General features: G+C 60.6%; 15 protein-coding genes. 7 read left to right on the top strand and 8 right to left on the bottom strand.

Annotated features, from left to right (window positions below; translation table 11 throughout):
* Positions 1–35 precede the first annotated feature (35 nt).
* Genes AADW22_RS05480 through AADW22_RS05465 form a run of 4 tightly spaced genes read left to right on the top strand, consistent with a single transcriptional unit; the run spans position 36 to position 4717 of the window.
* Positions 36–977 carry a LysR substrate-binding domain-containing protein gene (locus tag AADW22_RS05480; protein ID WP_407474578.1) on the top strand — a complete coding sequence of 314 codons (942 nt, stop codon included), beginning with the start codon at positions 36–38 and terminating at the stop codon, positions 975–977.
* A gap of 55 nt (positions 978–1032) precedes the next feature.
* On the top strand, positions 1033–1539 hold the full coding sequence (locus AADW22_RS05475) for a 2Fe-2S iron-sulfur cluster-binding protein (protein ID WP_278375531.1): 507 nt from the start codon (positions 1033–1035) through the stop codon (positions 1537–1539).
* Positions 1536–2510 (top strand): FAD binding domain-containing protein, encoded by a 975-nt coding sequence (locus AADW22_RS05470; RefSeq protein WP_407474409.1) that lies wholly within the window; start codon positions 1536–1538, stop codon positions 2508–2510. The genes AADW22_RS05475 and AADW22_RS05470 overlap by 4 nt, the downstream gene beginning before the upstream one ends.
* On the top strand, positions 2507–4717 hold the full coding sequence (locus AADW22_RS05465) for a xanthine dehydrogenase family protein molybdopterin-binding subunit (RefSeq protein WP_407474408.1): 2211 nt from the start codon (positions 2507–2509) through the stop codon (positions 4715–4717). Before AADW22_RS05470 ends, AADW22_RS05465 begins: the two co-directional genes overlap by 4 nt.
* A 233-nt stretch (positions 4718–4950) precedes the next feature.
* Here AADW22_RS05465 and AADW22_RS05460 read toward each other — a convergent pair whose 3' ends face one another.
* Genes AADW22_RS05460 through AADW22_RS05450 form a run of 3 tightly spaced genes read right to left on the bottom strand, consistent with a single transcriptional unit; the run spans position 4951 to position 7119 of the window.
* Positions 4951–6174 carry a DUF3618 domain-containing protein gene (locus AADW22_RS05460; protein WP_407474407.1) on the bottom strand — a complete coding sequence of 408 codons (1224 nt, stop codon included), beginning with the start codon at positions 6172–6174 and terminating at the stop codon, positions 4951–4953.
* The gene (locus AADW22_RS05455; protein ID WP_304950958.1) at positions 6164–6562 is read right to left on the bottom strand and encodes a phage holin family protein; all 399 of its coding nucleotides are present in this window, start codon (positions 6560–6562) and stop codon (positions 6164–6166) included. Before AADW22_RS05455 ends, AADW22_RS05460 begins: the two co-directional genes overlap by 11 nt.
* Entirely contained in the window at positions 6559–7119 is a 561-nt protein-coding gene (locus AADW22_RS05450; protein ID WP_407474406.1) for a hypothetical protein, read from the bottom strand. The genes AADW22_RS05455 and AADW22_RS05450 overlap by 4 nt, the downstream gene beginning before the upstream one ends.
* A 316-nt stretch (positions 7120–7435) precedes the next feature.
* On the opposite strand from AADW22_RS05450, the gene AADW22_RS05445 reads away from it, so the two are divergent.
* A complete protein-coding gene (locus tag AADW22_RS05445; protein ID WP_005852015.1) occupies positions 7436–7930 on the top strand; it encodes a ferritin-like domain-containing protein in 495 nt (164 codons plus the stop codon).
* 102 nt (positions 7931–8032) lie between these two features.
* On the opposite strand, the gene AADW22_RS05440 is transcribed toward AADW22_RS05445, so the two are convergent.
* The 4 genes from AADW22_RS05440 to AADW22_RS05425 form a co-directional block, all read right to left on the bottom strand.
* Positions 8033–9703 (bottom strand): mechanosensitive ion channel family protein, encoded by a 1671-nt coding sequence (locus tag AADW22_RS05440; RefSeq protein ID WP_240790794.1) that lies wholly within the window; start codon positions 9701–9703, stop codon positions 8033–8035.
* 128 nt (positions 9704–9831) lie between these two features.
* Positions 9832–10212: a response regulator gene (locus AADW22_RS05435; RefSeq protein WP_037954204.1), complete on the bottom strand. Its 381-nt coding sequence runs from the start codon at positions 10210–10212 to the stop codon at positions 9832–9834.
* 48 nt (positions 10213–10260) lie between these two features.
* Entirely contained in the window at positions 10261–11718 is a 1458-nt protein-coding gene (locus AADW22_RS05430; protein ID WP_407474405.1) for a sensor histidine kinase, read from the bottom strand.
* An 8-nt stretch (positions 11719–11726) separates the two neighbouring features.
* On the bottom strand, positions 11727–13244 hold the full coding sequence (locus AADW22_RS05425; protein WP_037943619.1) for an ATPase domain-containing protein: 1518 nt from the start codon (positions 13242–13244) through the stop codon (positions 11727–11729).
* A 279-nt stretch (positions 13245–13523) separates the two neighbouring features.
* Here AADW22_RS05425 and AADW22_RS05420 point away from each other — a divergent pair, with 279 nt between their 5' ends.
* Entirely contained in the window at positions 13524–13964 is a 441-nt protein-coding gene (locus tag AADW22_RS05420) for a PACE efflux transporter (protein WP_407474404.1), read from the top strand.
* A gap of 21 nt (positions 13965–13985) precedes the next feature.
* Here the strand turns inward: AADW22_RS05420 and AADW22_RS05415 are convergent, their stop codons facing one another.
* Entirely contained in the window at positions 13986–14441 is a 456-nt protein-coding gene (locus AADW22_RS05415; RefSeq protein ID WP_005852003.1) for an Lrp/AsnC family transcriptional regulator, read from the bottom strand.
* 118 nt (positions 14442–14559) lie between these two features.
* Between AADW22_RS05415 and doeA the strand changes: the two genes are divergently transcribed.
* Positions 14560–15735, top strand: a complete 1176-nt coding sequence (gene doeA / locus AADW22_RS05410) for an ectoine hydrolase DoeA (protein ID WP_005852001.1) — start codon at positions 14560–14562, stop codon at positions 15733–15735.
* Positions 15736–15738 lie beyond the last annotated feature (3 nt).

The following is a 15738-nucleotide window of genomic DNA, read 5'->3' as shown; positions in this document are numbered from 1 at the left end:
CAGACATACTGCTGCATGACCATAGGATTTCTACTGTGCCGACCTCGAACGACATCCCCCCTCTGAACGGGCTGCGCGCCTTTGCAGCGGCGGGCCGCCATCTTACCTTTCGCGCCGCAGCTGATGAATTGGGCGTGACCCAAGGTGCCGTGGCCCAACAGGTGCGCGGGCTAGAAGACCACCTGAACCTGCGTCTCTTCCTCAGAGAGCCGCGCGGGTTGGCCTTTACCGAAGAAGGGCGCGCCTATCACATCGCGATTTCCCGCGCCTTCGATCAAATGGCCGAGGCAACAGATGCGCTGCGCACGGCCCCGTCCCACGTCACGATCAGTGTCACCCCCACCTTTGCGTCGAAATGGCTGATCCCCCGACTGGCAGCCTTTACCCAAGCCCACCCCGGCATCGATCTGCGCATCACCGCGACCGAAAGAGTGTCCAGCTTCCACGCGGATGGGATCGACCTTGCCGTGCGGCAGGGCAATCCGCCGTTCGGGGCGAGCCTGCGCGCTGATCTGTTGTTCGAGCAGCAGATCGTCGCCGTCTGCGCCCCCCATTTGGCAGAAGCGCTGAACACGCCGATGGACGCGGCAGGTATCGCGGAGGCGACACTGCTGCATGACACGCACGATCTTTGGCCGCAGTTCATCAAAACGGTGTTTGGGCGCGATCTCCCGACGGCGCGCGGTCTGCGGTTCAACCAAACGACGCTTAGCCTTGATGCGGCGCTTGCCGGTCAGGGGATCGCCCTTGCCAACCGGTTTCTTGTCCAGCGTGATCTGCGTGCGAAACGGCTGGTGCAACCGATCGAAGGCGCATTGAGCGGTGGTAGCGGGTTTTACCTTTTGTCCCCACGGCAAGGCTCCCCAAGCGGTGCCGCCCATGTCCGCGACTGGCTACTGGGCCGCGCCCGCGACGACGTGGCAGAGGCCGCCCTAACCCCAAACGACGAAAGCAACCTTCCCATAGCGGAACCCTGACCCGCTGGCGGGGGTTCTTCTTCATAGATGTCACAAGACAAAGGGCCCCCTTCTCATGAAGACGACACTGACCGTTAACGGCGAAGACTATAGTCTAGACGCCGACACCCGCACGTCGCTGCTGGATGCGCTGCGCAATCACCTGAACCTCACCGGCACCAAAAAGGGCTGCGACCACGGCCAATGCGGTGCCTGCACCGTCATGGTCAACGGCCGCCGCATCAATTCCTGCCTGACGCTCGCCTGTATGCACGACAGCGACGAGATCACCACGATCGAGGGTCTGGGCGACGAACGCAACCTGTCCGACATGCAGCAGAACTTTGTCAAACACGACGGTTTCCAGTGCGGCTATTGCACACCGGGTCAGATCTGCTCAGCCACCGCCATGCTCGAAGAGTTCAAAGCCGGCTGGCCTTCTAACGTATCCGGCAGCCTGACCGCCTCGCCCGAGCTGACCGACGACGAGATATCAGAGCGGATGTCCGGCAATATCTGTCGCTGTGCCGCCTACCCCAACATTGTCGATGCGATCCGCGAAACGGCGAAGGGGCAGTCATGAAACAGTTCGATTACATCCGCGCCGGCGCCAATAGCGATGTCACCGGCACCCCAGATGCCACGATTATCGCCGGGGGCACCAATCTACTGGACCTTATGAAACTAGAGGTGATGACCCCCGACCGGCTGGTCGACATCTCGCGATTGGACCTCAAACAGATCACCCCAACCCGCGATGGCGGGCTACGCATCGGTGCTTTGGTCACCAACTCTGATCTGGCGGCGGATATGACCGTACGGTCGGATTATGCCGCACTCTCCTCCGCCCTGCTGGCGGGCGCGTCCGGTCAGTTGCGCAACAAGGCGACCACGGGTGGCAACCTTCTGCAACGCACCCGTTGCTACTATTTCTACGACACCGATCAGCCCTGTAACAAACGCGACCCCGGCTCAGGCTGTGGTGCGATGGAGGGGGCGAACCGTCTGCACGCGATCCTTGGTGTGACCGACAGATGTATCGCCAGCCACCCCAGCGATATGGCGGTGGCCATGCAGATGTTAGGGGCCGAGGTCGAGATCGAGACCACCGATGGTGTGACCCGCACCGTGCCGCTGTCCGACTTCTATCTGATCCCCACCGACCCCGCCGTCGAAACCGTCTTGCAACCGGGAGAGTTGATCACCGCCGTGATCCTCCCCGCCCCCGCCGAGGGTCGCCAGACCTACCGCAAGGTACGCGACCGCGCGTCCTACGCCTTTGCGATGGTATCGGTCGCGGCGCGGATCAAGGTGACGGATGGCAAGATCACCCAAGCCGCGATTGCCTGCGGCGGTATCGGCTCAATGCCTTGGCGCGATCCGGCGGTCGAGGACGCGTTGATCGGGCACGAACCCGCGCGCGAGGTGTTTGGCAAAGCCGCTGATATTCTGGTCGCGGAGGCCGCACCGAAAGAAGGCAATGCGTTCAAGGTGCCGCTGGCCCGACGCACGCTTATCGCCACACTCAAGGAACTCACGGGGGTACAGCAATGACCGACGGTAGCAATATTTCGACCGCCGAACTGACGATGGATGAACCCGATGACCGCAACCGGCTGGATGCCACGGTTCAGGGGTTGATCCACACTGGCATGGACCGCCCTGACGGCCCGCTGAAAGTATCAGGCCGCGCCACCTATGCGCATGAGGATCAGCCCACGGGCATGATGACCGGCGTTTTGGTGCGCGCCCCTGTCGCGGGCGGTCAGGTCACCGGCCTGAACGCCGAGGCGATCCGCAAGCTGGATGGGGTGCGCGGTGTGTTCCACGGCAAGACTTTCCTGCGTAATCCCGCCCAAGGCACCGCGAACGAAGCACCGGTGCAGCCGGACGGCAAGATCTCCTATGTCGGTCAGCCCGTGGGTTTGGTGGTTGCCGATACGTTCGAGCAGGCCCGCCATGCGGCCCATATGGTCGAGCTTCAGATCACGCCCGACGATGCGGTCACCGACCTGGAAACGGCAGAGATCGAGACACCGAAGGAAAAGCAATCGTCCCAAGGTGATCTGGACGCCGCCCTGTCGCAAGCCGCCTATACCGTGGACGAAACCTATCGCACCGGCGGGCATAGTTCGTCGGCGATGGAACCCCACGCCGCAATCGCGCAATGGGACGGCGAAAAGCTGACCCTGCGCGGGTCGTACCAGATGCTCAAATACAATGTGAATGAACTGGCCGACGCCCTTGGGATCGACCCAGAGAATGTGCATCTTCTGGCACCGTTCGTGGGGGGTGGCTTCGGCTCCAAACTGGGGATCAGCCACGAGGCTGTGGCCGCGGCGCTCGCCGCGCGCGAGCTGGGGGCACCGGTGGCTGTCGTATTGACGCGCCAGCAGGTGCTAGAGGCGACAATGCGTCGATCCGAGACCGTGCAGCACATCAAGCTCGCCGCGGATGCAGACGGGCGCATGACCGGCATCGGGCACGATTCCACCGTGTCGCAACTGATGGACGAAAGCTTTGCAGAGCCGGTAGCCCAGGCCACGCCATTTCTTTACCGTGGTGAGAACCGCGAGATCGGGATGCACATCAAGCGGATCAACCGCATGTGTGCAGGCTCTGTCCGCGCGCCGGGGGAAGCGGTCGGGATCACCGCGCTTGAAATCGCGATGGACGAACTCGCGGTCGCAAGTGGCATCGACCCTGTCGAATTGCGCAAACGCAACATTCCGGATGTTGACCCGTCAGACGGGCGCGCATTCTCGTCCCACAAACTTGCCGAGGCGTTGGATGATGGTGCGAAGACCTTTGGCTGGGACAGCCGCGAGGTCGGCAAGACGGACGGTGAATGGCTGGTCGGCTACGGCATGGCCTCTGCCACTCGCGTCAATATGCTTGGCGAAAGCCACGCCCGCGTGACGCTGAATCAGGACGGTAGCCTGCTGGTTGAAACCGATATGACCGACATCGGCACGGGCACCTATGCGATCCTCACCCAGATTGCGGGCGAGATGCTGGGCATTCCTTCGGACCGTGTGACCGTGCGTTTGGGCGACAGCAGCCTGCCCAAAGCCGCCGGATCCGGTGGCAGCTGGGGGGCCGCATCCTCGGGCGGGTCGGTTTTTGTCGCCTGCGAAGCCCTGCGCAAAAAGATCGCCGAAGCTATGGGCGTAGAGGAACGCGACCTGACCCTGCAAGATGGCGTCGCCACCGCCAACAACCGTCGCGCCGATTTGCCGGAATTCACCAAGGATGGCCCGCTCACGGTCAAGGGCACGATCAAAAAGGGTGACACCCAGACCGACCGCCGCCAAGCCACTTTCGGTGCTTTCTTTGCCGAGGTTGGCGTGAACAGCGTGACCGGCGAGACACGCGTGCGCCGGATGCACGGCAGCTTCGCCGCCGGTCGCATCCTGAACGCCAAGACAGCGCGCTCGCAATGTCTGGGCGGCATGACCTTTGGCATCGGCATGGCGCTGACCGAAGAGCTGATGTTCGACAAACGCGACGGCCATCTGGTGAACAACGATCTGGCTGAATACCACGTGCCGGTAAACCTTGATGTGCCACAGCTGACCGTGAACTTCGTGCAGGAACGTGACCCTTGGGCGAACCCAATGCAGGCCAAAGGCATCGGAGAGCTGGGTATCTGCGGCGCAGGCGCATCCATCATCAACGCGATCTACGACGCTTGCGGTGTGCGGGTACGTGACCTGCCCGCGACGATGGACAAGATCCTGTCAGGTTTGCCAGAGATGTAACCGGCGGCATCCGCAAACAAAGCAACCGGCGCGGCGTAAGCTTGCGCCGGTTTTTTTGTGGGCTTTTGTCTATGTTTGGCCATTTCCCGGCAGGAGATCCGGCACGGGGGTGGCGCATCGACCAATCCCGACCCGTGGGGCGGTTGTGGTACCCTTCGCCCTTACCGCTGGCGACACGACACAAAAAAGCCCGCACGATGAAGCGCGGGCTTTTATCAGCTATATCGGCGTTATCAGGACTTCTTGACGTCTCCGACACCCTGTTTATCCGCCTCGGCTTCGGCAGCGTCGACAACACGTTGGCCGGAGGCTTTGGCCTTCTCGACAATCGCATCTGCTGCTGTATCACCCGGGGCCGCAGCGTCCGCGTCCTCTTTGGTTTCGCGCAACACCTTCTTCGCCTCGTCAGAGGCCGCCTGAGCAACCTTGCCGAGCTTTGCCTTTTCTTCGGCGAAGATACGTTCAGCGTCGGCCATCAACTGGTCGCTATGCTGACCCATGTAGCGGTCCTCTGTCCGGCTGCGGGGCAGTGCGGCGCCGATGGCGGCCCCAACGGCGAGCGCAAGCGCACCGGCGATCAGGGGCTGTTCTTCGTACATATCGACGGCACGATCCCGACCTTCGCGGCCATAGGAGGCGGCTGTCGCACGGGCACGAACGGCGCTTTCACGGGCGGCGATGACGCGCTCGCGGGCTTGCTCTGACAGGTCTTCGGTGCCCTCGGCCAGACGGCGGCGCAACTGCGCTGCGCGCTCGGAAGCGGAGGATGCAAAGTCGCGCGCCCCCGATGCGACGGAATGACCAGCATCCGATACCGCACCTGCTGCGCCCTTGGCTTTGTCTGCCACGGCAGAGCCCGCGTTTTGTGCGGACCCCGCTACGCTGGACGCCGCGCCCGAGACACGGTCACCGGCGCGCGATGCCGCGTCGCCTGCACGCTGTGCGATACCGGCTTGATCATCATCTTCGGTAAGCGCCCAAGTTGGCACATCACCCGTCCGCGCAACATCGCCCGAGTAATATGGCTTGGACGGATCGCCGGGCTGTGGCCCCAGATCACGACGCTGGCCCACTGGAACAACGCCATGCTGCTGCGCACTGACCGGAAGGTCGTGGTCGTCGTGACGGACACCGTAATAGTTTGCATGCCCGCGGGTGTCGCGATAATCGCGATCATCGCGCGAAACATAGCGGTCGCGGCCTGGCATCTTGTCGCCGGCCATCAACCACGCGAGGCCAACACCGGTCAGCGCCAGCGCAATCGGATTGCGCTTTACCGCATCGGTGACAGAGCGGCCAATGTCGCCCCCGTGCTCGCGGAACTGATCCGAGAATTGGCGGGCAATGGTTTCGACCGAGAACTTGTCTTGCAGATCGTCCAGCGTGCTGGTCAGTCCGGCGCGCTCGCGCTCGATCTCGCGTTCGATTTCTTCGGGGCTGCGGTTATTACTTGTCATCGTAAACCTCCTTCACGGCTTGCGCGTCACGTTTTACGTTCTTGGTGGTGCGGGTCGGTGCCAAGCTGCTGAGCTTGAGCGCATTGGTCCCTTTGTTGACCATCACATAGGCGATCAGTGCAAAGGCAACGCCGACGATCAGGGCCGACCACCCCGCAGGAATGCCTGCTTCGGTGAGCGCTGCAACCAATGCCGCGGACAACACGTTCAATGCGGTCAGGGCAACGAGGACAGCGCCGACGATCAGACCGATGGCCGCACCCGCAGATTTCAGATTTTCGTTTACTTCGGCACGGGCCAGATCGACCTCGCTGCGGACCAGCGAACTGACGTGGGTCAGCGCATCGCTCAGCAGGCTGCCGGTGGATTTATTGGGATCGGTGGTCATACTGTGCTCCCTTTCGGTGTGGTGTTTACGGCGGGGCTGGCGACATCACCTGAATCAAGGTTATGCGCGCGCTCTGCCGGTACGGGGCGTTCCATCTCGCGCCCCTCGTAGGCGTAGCGTTCGCCGCGTGCGCCAGTGTTCGACGCTTTGGCAAACCGTGTCGCGGCAAAGCCGACCAAGGCAGCCCCGCCCAGAAAGACGAAGGGGTTGCGTTTGGCAAAGTCAGATACCGCGCCGACCATCTCGCCCAGATCCTTGTCGCGCATGGAGTCAGAAGCATCCGCAAGCCCGTCTGCAAGCTGGCTAAAGGTGCGTTCTTGTGGCGACCCGCTGCGCAGTTCGTCGGCGGCGGTGCGCAATGCGCTGGCCACGCCTCTGACTTCACTCGCGGCGGCACCTTTGGCTTCGTCTGCATAGCGTGCAGCATCGGAGGCAACGGTGTCGGCCACGTCTTTCGCCCGCGCTTTGGCTTCATCCGTAGCGGAGGCGGCGGTGGCTTTTACTTTTTCATTCAGGTCCTGCGCGCCGGCAGGATTGCTATTTTTTGTATCAGTCATGATGCGCTCCTTTTGTTAGGCGATGAGGTTGAGAACGGCGAGAACGACCACGATCAGGCCGATGAGGTAGAAAATTCCATGCATTCAATTTCTCCTTTTTTGTCACGTTCCTGTTATTGAAGACCCAACCGTCAGAGTTGAATTTCGTTCCCCGCTTCCGACGTTGGGGGCGATAAAACTCGCGTCGGAACAGGTGTGATTTTGGGGTGCATATAAAGGCACGCGCGAAGCCGCCGCGCACGCAGACAGCGTGGAACGCATTGGCGCATCGCCGCGTTGGACAGGGAATACAAATCACATCGCAAAGGAGATCGATATGCCGATGAACAGCCTTAAAGACGTGTACCATGACCAACTCCAAGACCTGTACAGCGCGAACAAACAATCGCTGGATGTGGTCGTCGCCCTAGGCCGTGCCGCCAAGGATAAAGAGCTTTCCGAAGCCCTGATCGCCGGATCGAACGGCATCAGCGACGGCATGGAAAAGATTGCCGAGATTTGCAACGCCCACGGTATTTCGCCCACGGGTGAACACTGCAAAGGGATGGAAGGGCTTGTGGCCGAGGCGAAGGCCCACGCGCTGGAAGAGGACTTCGGAGACGACGACGTACGCGACGCCATGATCATCACGCAGTACCAGCGTATGGTCCATTACGCGCTGGCCGGATACGGCTGCCTTGTCGCCTTTGCCAACCGTCTGGGCAAAGACGAAGACGGTGCCATCCTGCAGGAATGTCTGGATCAGACCTATGACGGTGACCGCCGCATGACTGATATCGCGACAGGTGGCGTGAACAAAGCCGCCGCCTGAGTCTGCGACAGTTGGGGCGTAGCCCCCAACCAATGTACAAAAGCCCCGCTGGATCAGCGGGGCTTTTCTCATGTCTGCCTACCTCGGCAAACGTTACGCGGCTTAACTCGCCTCTGCCGCGGTCGCTTGGGGGAAGTAATCGACCCCCTCTTTCTCGGCGAGCTTGTGGATCTCTGCCATGATGCCTTCACGCGCATCGCAGGCGGCCTCCCACGAGGTGTTGGGATCGGCACAGGGCACGAGGAACCAGACGTCCTTGCCCAGTACGTCCTGCCCCGCGACCCGCACGCATACGTCATCTCGATTGCCCACGTATTTCTCGTCCAGCGCGTCGATCACCTTGTCGAAAGCGTCGCGCAACGCATCCACATCTGCGGTGTGAGACAGTTTGATCTTAACGATGCGCAACATTTCCGGCTCCTGCATGGTCCAGTTCTTGAACGGGGTAGAGACGAATTCGGTCACCGGCACGACCAGCCGCGTGCCATCCCAGTCGCGTAGTTGCACATAGGTGAAATGGATCCGCTCCACGTGGCATAGCGCGTCGTTGAACACGATACGGTCGCCGATCTTGGCTGATCCGTTCAAGGCGATCTGCAACGACGACATGATATTGCTTAAAATGCTGCGCGCGGCGAAGCCCAAGACAAGGGTGACCGCCCCAGCCGTCCCCAGCAATGTCAGCCCGAGGTTCTGAAACACATTGGTCTGCGACAGGAATATACCGCCGCCAACCAGCACGACAGCCACAACAAAGACCCGACGCGCCGCCGAGATGCGCGTTGCGGTGGTACGTTTGTGCACCTCTTCTTTGAGGGTCAGATCGGTTTCCTCGACCTGCGTCAGGTGATCCAGGATAACCTCGACGCAATTGACCACAAACCACAGCCCCGCCCCGATCAGCCCCAGCCATGCGGTCGGGACCAGCACTGTCGTAAGCTCTGCCGAGAAAGAGAAAATCTTGGCCTCGACCACCATGACGAACAGGGTCGACACGCCCACGCAGGCGGGCCCGCGCACCGATCGGAATATCTGCCGTGCCAGCTGCGACGGCACACGCTCCGCGATCCACCCCGTCAGCAACCAGACCAGTCGCGCCACGTAGATCGCCAGCGCGATCAGCACCGGCAGGCCGATGAGTTCCCACAGCGCAAGATCAACGACCGTGTTTTCTGTCAGCACATCGGGCAGCATGGTTTCAAGCCGACCGGGCCCGTAGCGGGTGTAGAGCCGCGGAATATTCTGCACCGTGTGGCGCGAGAACACCCAGACAGGGTCGCCCCCTTCGGGCTTGATCCGGTTTAGGCGGATGGACGCGGGGTAGTCGTCCATATCAAGCGTCCACAGCAACAGCGATTTGCGCGGCGTGCCCGCCATCGCCTTGTCAGAGGTGGATGCCGCATCCAGCGCGTCGGGCCGGTCCAGCAGGTTGTCCCAGTTGATCACAGTTTTCCGGCTGATCACGGTTTCAAGCTGTCGGATCAGCGATGTCCCCACGTCCTGCTGGCGATCCTGCTGGATATCGGACAGGTCAAGCAGATGCGCGGCACCGACCCAATCATCGCGGCGCACGGCCCGCACAAGGCTTTCCATCGTCGCACGGGGTGTTTCGCGGTCGATTTCTGGCGTGACCGCGGGCAGACCGCTGTTCAATGCCTCGACGCAATACCAGCGGGCGGTATCGCAGGCTTCCTCTTCCTCCTGCGCCCAAAGCGGTGCCGCAAAGATCAAAAGGGTGGCCATCAGACCCGCGAGGTATCGTAGTTTGCTCAAATCACTCTCCATTCCGGCGTCACGAAATCACGTGACATGTCGGTGTTGTGACTGAGCTAGCGCAGCTATCGCATTCTACCAGTTTTGATCCGGGGAATTCGTGCCGCCAGACGCGCCTGACCGCAAGATCAGGCCCCCACCTGCCCTGTGGCTTCGTGCAACATCTTGGTCACATGGTTCGTGGCATAGGGCTTGGGCACAAAGGCAGCCCCGCTTGGCACGTCCGCTTCGTCAAGCTCGATCACGCCCGATGCGATCATGATCACCACCGGAGGCCAGGTTGTGCGCACATAGGCCGCCAGTTTGAGCCCGTTCATGGTGCCGGGCATATCAATATCGGTAAATAGGATGCCAATATCAGAATGCGTCTGCATCACTTCGATGGCTTCGTCGGCCGATCCGGCTTCATAGGTCTTAAAGCCGGCCTCTTCGATCATATCGACGGCCCCCATACGGATCAGCGGTTCATCTTCTACGATCAGCACGGCGGGTAGGTTCTGATAATCCACGTTTGGACAGCTTTCATTAATGATCAATGGGCTTGCAGAGCACCATTCTTAGATCGTCAAACCTGCCAGTGGAGCTTGTAGCATAAAGCTCAAACCCTCTGGCGCGTAATTTAGTTCCGCCGATCCGTTAAAATATCCGGCGAGCGCTTGTTCTATCATCCGGCTGCCAAAGCCCTTGCGGCTTGGCGGTGTGACCAATGGGCCGCCGCTTTCGGTCCAGCTGAGGTGAAACACCTCTGCGCTATCGCTTGCCCGAGCGACCTTCCACCGCACCGCAATCTTGCCGTCGTCCCCGTCACCGGACAAAGCGCCGTATTTCGTGGCGTTGGTCGACAGTTCGTGCAGCGCCATCGTCAAGGCCAGCGCCTGTTTGGACCCGATCGGCACATCCGGCCCCTCTATCGCGAACCGTCCCTCACCCGTCCGATGAGGGGCCAACGCGGCCTCGATCACCTCGAGGATACGGGTCTGTGCCCATGCGGCCTTGATCAAACGGTCATGCGCCTGCGCCATCATGCCGATACGCGACTGGATAGCGACCTGTGCATCCTTCAGGTTTTCGGACTGACGCAGCGTCTGCGACACCATGACATTGACCATCGCAAGGGTATTTTTCACCCGATGGTTCATCTCGCCCAGCATCAGCTGCCGCTGTTCTTCGGCGACCTTGATCTCGTGTATATCCGTGCAGGTGCCGTACCAGCGCGTGATCCGTCCGGCCTCGTCGCGCACAGGCTGGGCACGCCCCAGCACCCACCGATACTGCCCCGTGCGGTGCCGCAGGCGATATTCGATTTCATAGTGCTCGCCGGTCTCAAGACTGTGACCCCAACGCGCCCAGGCTTTTTCCTGATCGTCGGGGTGGAACATGCCGTTCCAGCCCTCGCCGTCGGTCGATCCTTCGGGCACACCGGTGAATTCATACCAGCGGTCGTTGTAATAATCGTGAAAGCCGTCCGGCAAAGTGGACCAGATCATCTGATCGACCGAATTCGCAATCGCGTGGAACTTGGCCTCACTCTCGAACAGCTGACGTTCCCGCAGTTCAAGTTGCTCCAGATGTTTGCGCGCCTCATGCTGCCGCCGCCGCGCCTTGAGCGCGGAGCGCACCGAGCGTACCAGTTCCTCTGCGTGCAAAGGGCGCGACAAGAGCACCGCGTTGCTCAGCTGGTCAATCCTTGCAGCTGCGTCGTTGCTGCGGCTGGAGGACGTGCCATTGGCCAGCACGATAAACGGGACATCCGACCACGGGGGCTGCGCGGCAAGCGCCTCTTGCAAGGTATCGACCCCGACGCCTGCCAGCGCCTCTTCGGTCACCAGAATCGCGCCGATTTGCCGCCCGACGAGGCCCGCAAGTTCCCCAAGGGAGGCGACGGATGTCGATGCAATATCATGCTGGTCGAGCAACTGCCCGGCGACAGCCGCATCCCGTCCGCGTGGCGCGAGAATACCGACAGAGACCAAAAGCGCATCATCCGGGGTCTCTGGTTCGGATGACGATGCCATTTGTGGTGTCACTTGGCACCGTCGCTGGTTTGAGGGTCGAGCTGCAAAAGCGCGTCTGTGCGCTGCGTGAACACCGGCGTCCCTGACAACACGCCCGAGAAACTGCGGATAGGTTCGCCGATCACGATACCAGTCGCGTCGATCTTGAATTCACGGATGCTGCGCTCATGGTCAGACGTACGGGTCTTGATCACCGCGATGGATTTGCGCACTTCGCCTTCGGCCTCGAAAAACCGCAGCATCATGACGGTATCGGCAAGATAGCTGATATCGATGTCGGTCCGCAGTTCCCCTGTGACACCATGTTGCCCAAGGATCATCAGCGACACCACGCCCTGCTGCGCGAGATAGCTGAGCAGCTCATGCATCTGTAGCACAAGGAAATTATCACTTGGCATCGCGTGCAAATACGCGTTGAGGCTGTCGATCGCGACAACATTTACCCCGTCTTTTTCAACCGAGGTGCGCACCGCGCTGGCGAATTCACCGGGCGACAGTTCCGCCGGATCGATCTGCCGGATTTCCAACTGCCCGTTGTCGATGAACGGCTGCACGTCCATGCCAAGCGCCCGCGAGCGGGTAAGCAACGTTGACAGTCGCTCGTCGAACAGGAAATACGCGGCTTTCTCGCCTCGGTTCAACGCGGCCAGCATGCAGCGCACCGCCGTCGTTGTCTTGCCCACGCCAGCAGGACCGGCCAGCAGCGCATTGGTGCCGGGCACAAGCCCCCCGCCCAGCAAAGCGTCGAGCGCGTCCAGCCCCGTTGTCACCGCATCAGCCGAAAAATCGCGCGCGTGATCCGCCGCGATCAGGCGCGGGTAGACGCACAACCCGCCCTTTTCGATGGTAAAATCGTGGTAGCCGCCGTGATACTTCAAGCCGCGCATCTTGATCACACGCAACCGGCGCCGTTCCGACCCGAAATCATTGGCCAATTGTTCAAGCGAGACGACGCCATGCGCGATAGAGTGAAGCTGTAGATCCCCCGGTTCAGCCGTGCGGTCGTCCAGCATCAAGACCGTGCAATTACGCCGCGCAAAGAAATGCTTTAGCGCCAGGATTTGCCGACGGTAGCGTAGCGGGTTCTGCGCCAGCAAGCGCAGCTCTGACAGGCTGTCGAGAACGACACGGGTCGGATTATTCTCTTCCACCAGATTAATGATACCCCGTACGGTCTCCCCAAGTTCGACTTCGCTTGGGTGCAGCAAGGATTGCTCCCGATCAGAGCTGTACTCATCTTCCGCGACCAGCTCGTACAGATCAATATCGTCTAGCGTCCAGGAGTGGGACTGTGCGACAGCCGTGAGCTCATCAACCGTTTCGGAAAGCGTGATATAAAGACCGTGCTCACCATTTTCGCGACCATTCATGAGGAACTTCAACGCGAGCGTTGTTTTGCCGGACCCCGGCGTCCCTTCGACAAGATACAGCCGATGCGGGGTCAACCCGCCACACAGCACATCATCCAAACCAGACGTCCCTGTCGACAGCCGCCTCTGCGCCGCCCCAGTGGTACGATCGCCCATTACTTGCACCCCACTCGTATCATACTCTTACGGTGCCCTTACTCCAGCAGTGGGCCCATGTATCCGCCGTATTTTACTCAATGATGAATATTCAAGCAAATCGATTTGTATCGATGGAACGCCAGAGTGCCGGATGCCCCGCGGGACTGTTCGGTAAAGGGGCGGCGGCCCGATTGCTCTTGAAAAACGCGTGCGGTTTTGCCACCTATGGCAGTGTGAGGACGACCTCCCCTGAATGGAAAACTGTCGGGACGACCCGGCCCTTCAATGAGGTATAACATGCGCTCTGCATTTGACCGTCTTCGCCACGCCATCAGTTTTGAAGTTATCGCGCTGATCCTTGTGATCCCCGCTGGCGCGATCCTGTTTGACGTGCCCCTACATGACTTTGGTGTCGTGGGCATTGTCAGCGCCACGCTCGCGACGCTTTGGAACCTTGGCTATAACGTGCTTTTCGACTTAGCCCTACAACGGCTGACTGGAACCACCCTGAAATCGCGCATCGTCCGGGTGCTGCACGCGCTGGTGTTCGAGGCGGGGCTGCTGATGGTTCTGCTGCCCTTCATCGCGTGGTATCTGGCGATCAGCCTGTGGGATGCCTTCGTGCTGGATATCGCACTGGCGGCATTCTACCTCGTTTATTCCTATGTGTTTAACCTGATCTACGACACGCTTTTTCCGCTACCCGAATGGTCGCAAAAGCAGGCGGAAAGCGCCTAGCTCATCAACCCATTGTGGTGATCAGACCGGCAAGGTGAATGACGCCTTGATCCGGTCCATCACCACGGTGGTTTTGAACCCTTTGATATCGGGGTTGTTGTAGAAAAAATCGCGGGTGAACGCCTCGTAATCCTGCATGTCCTTGGCGCTGACGATCAGCATAAAGTCGGTCTCTCCGGTCACGTAGTAGGCGCTCATCACTTCTGCCCGCTCCCGCACCGCTCGCTTGAAACGGTCGATGATATCGGACCGTTCCCGCGCCAGTTCCACCGCGATCAACATGGTCAGGGGACGGCCCACGGCCTCGGGCGAGACGACGGCGATATCGGCCTCGATCGCCTTGGTCGCACGCAACCGCGCAAGGCGCCGCTGGACCGAGGTTTGCGACAGCCCGACCAGTTCGGAAAGGCGCGCGCTGGTAAGCAGATTGTCGCGCTGCACGTGATGCAGGATTTTCCGGTCTATCGCGTCAATCATCCTAAATTCCCCATATCTTACAAAAGTTTGCAGCTTTTACCCGCGTAGCCGCATTATTCGCATAAATGCACAGCGCGAAAAAGCTAAACTCGCACAATACCCTGGCAGGAATCCCCACATGATCGACCATTCTTTTACACAGCACGAATATGCAGCACGTCTGGCGAAAACACGCGCCGAAATGGCCAACCGCGGGCTGGACGCGCTGTTTGTCACCGATCCGTCCAATATGGCGTGGTTGGCGGGCTATGACGGGTGGTCGTTTTACGTGCATCAAGGCGTGCTGTTGACCCACGAAGGCCAGCCCGTCTGGTGGGGCCGCGCCATGGACAGCGCCGGTGCCCAGCGCACCACCTATCTGGATGATGACAATATCGTCGGCTACGATGACACCTACGTCCAGAACCCCGACAAACACCCGATGGAGGATCTCGCCCGTCTCATCGCGGACCGCGGTCTAGAGAATGCACGCATCGGGTTCGAGCTGGACAACTATTACTTTACCGCTTCGGCGTTTCTGACGCTGCAAACGCGGCTGCCGGGCGTCAATATCCAGAACGCCACGGCGCTGGTGAACTGGCAACGTGCGGTGAAATCCCCGACCGAGCTTGAATATATGCGCCGCGCCGCGCGGATCGTGGAACGGATGCACGAGGTGATCCGCGAAAAGGCCGAGGTCGGGATGCGCAAGAACGATCTGATCGCGGATATCTATCACGCCTCCGTCAGCGGGGCTGAAGGGCATTGGGGCGACTACCCCGCCTGCGTGCCCATGACGCCCTCGGGTCTGGATGCAACCGCGCCGCATATCACATGGGACGATGCTCCCCTGCGCAACAACGAAGGCACATTCTTTGAAATCGCGGGCGCACACCGACGCTATCAATGTCCACAGTCGCGTACCTTGTTCTTGGGCAAGCCTCCGCAGAAGTATCTGCATGCAGAGAATGCCGTGCTCGAAGCGATTGATGCCGGGCTGGAGCAGGCCAAACCCGGCAACCGCTGCGAAGACATCGCCCGCGCCTTCAACACCACCCTGCGCAATCGCGGGTTCGAGAAAGACAGCCGCTGCGGCTATGCGATCGGCCTGTCCTACCCTCCGGACTGGGGCGAACGCACCATGTCGTTCCGCGCAGGGGATACCACCGTGCTGGAACCCGGCATGACCTTCCACTTTATGCCCGCCCTTTGGCTTGACGACGGCGGGATCGAGATCACAGAGCCGATTGTCATCACGCAAACCGGTGTCGAATGCCTGTGCACCACCCCGCGTGCGCTTGTGATCAAGGAATAGCGC

It is taken from the genome of Sulfitobacter sp. PM12 (genome assembly GCF_045586035.1).
Taxonomy (GTDB): Bacteria; Pseudomonadota; Alphaproteobacteria; order Rhodobacterales; family Rhodobacteraceae; genus Sulfitobacter; species Sulfitobacter pontiacus.
Note: the sequence above shows the minus strand (reverse complement) of the source record. Positions and strands in the feature narration are given on the sequence as shown.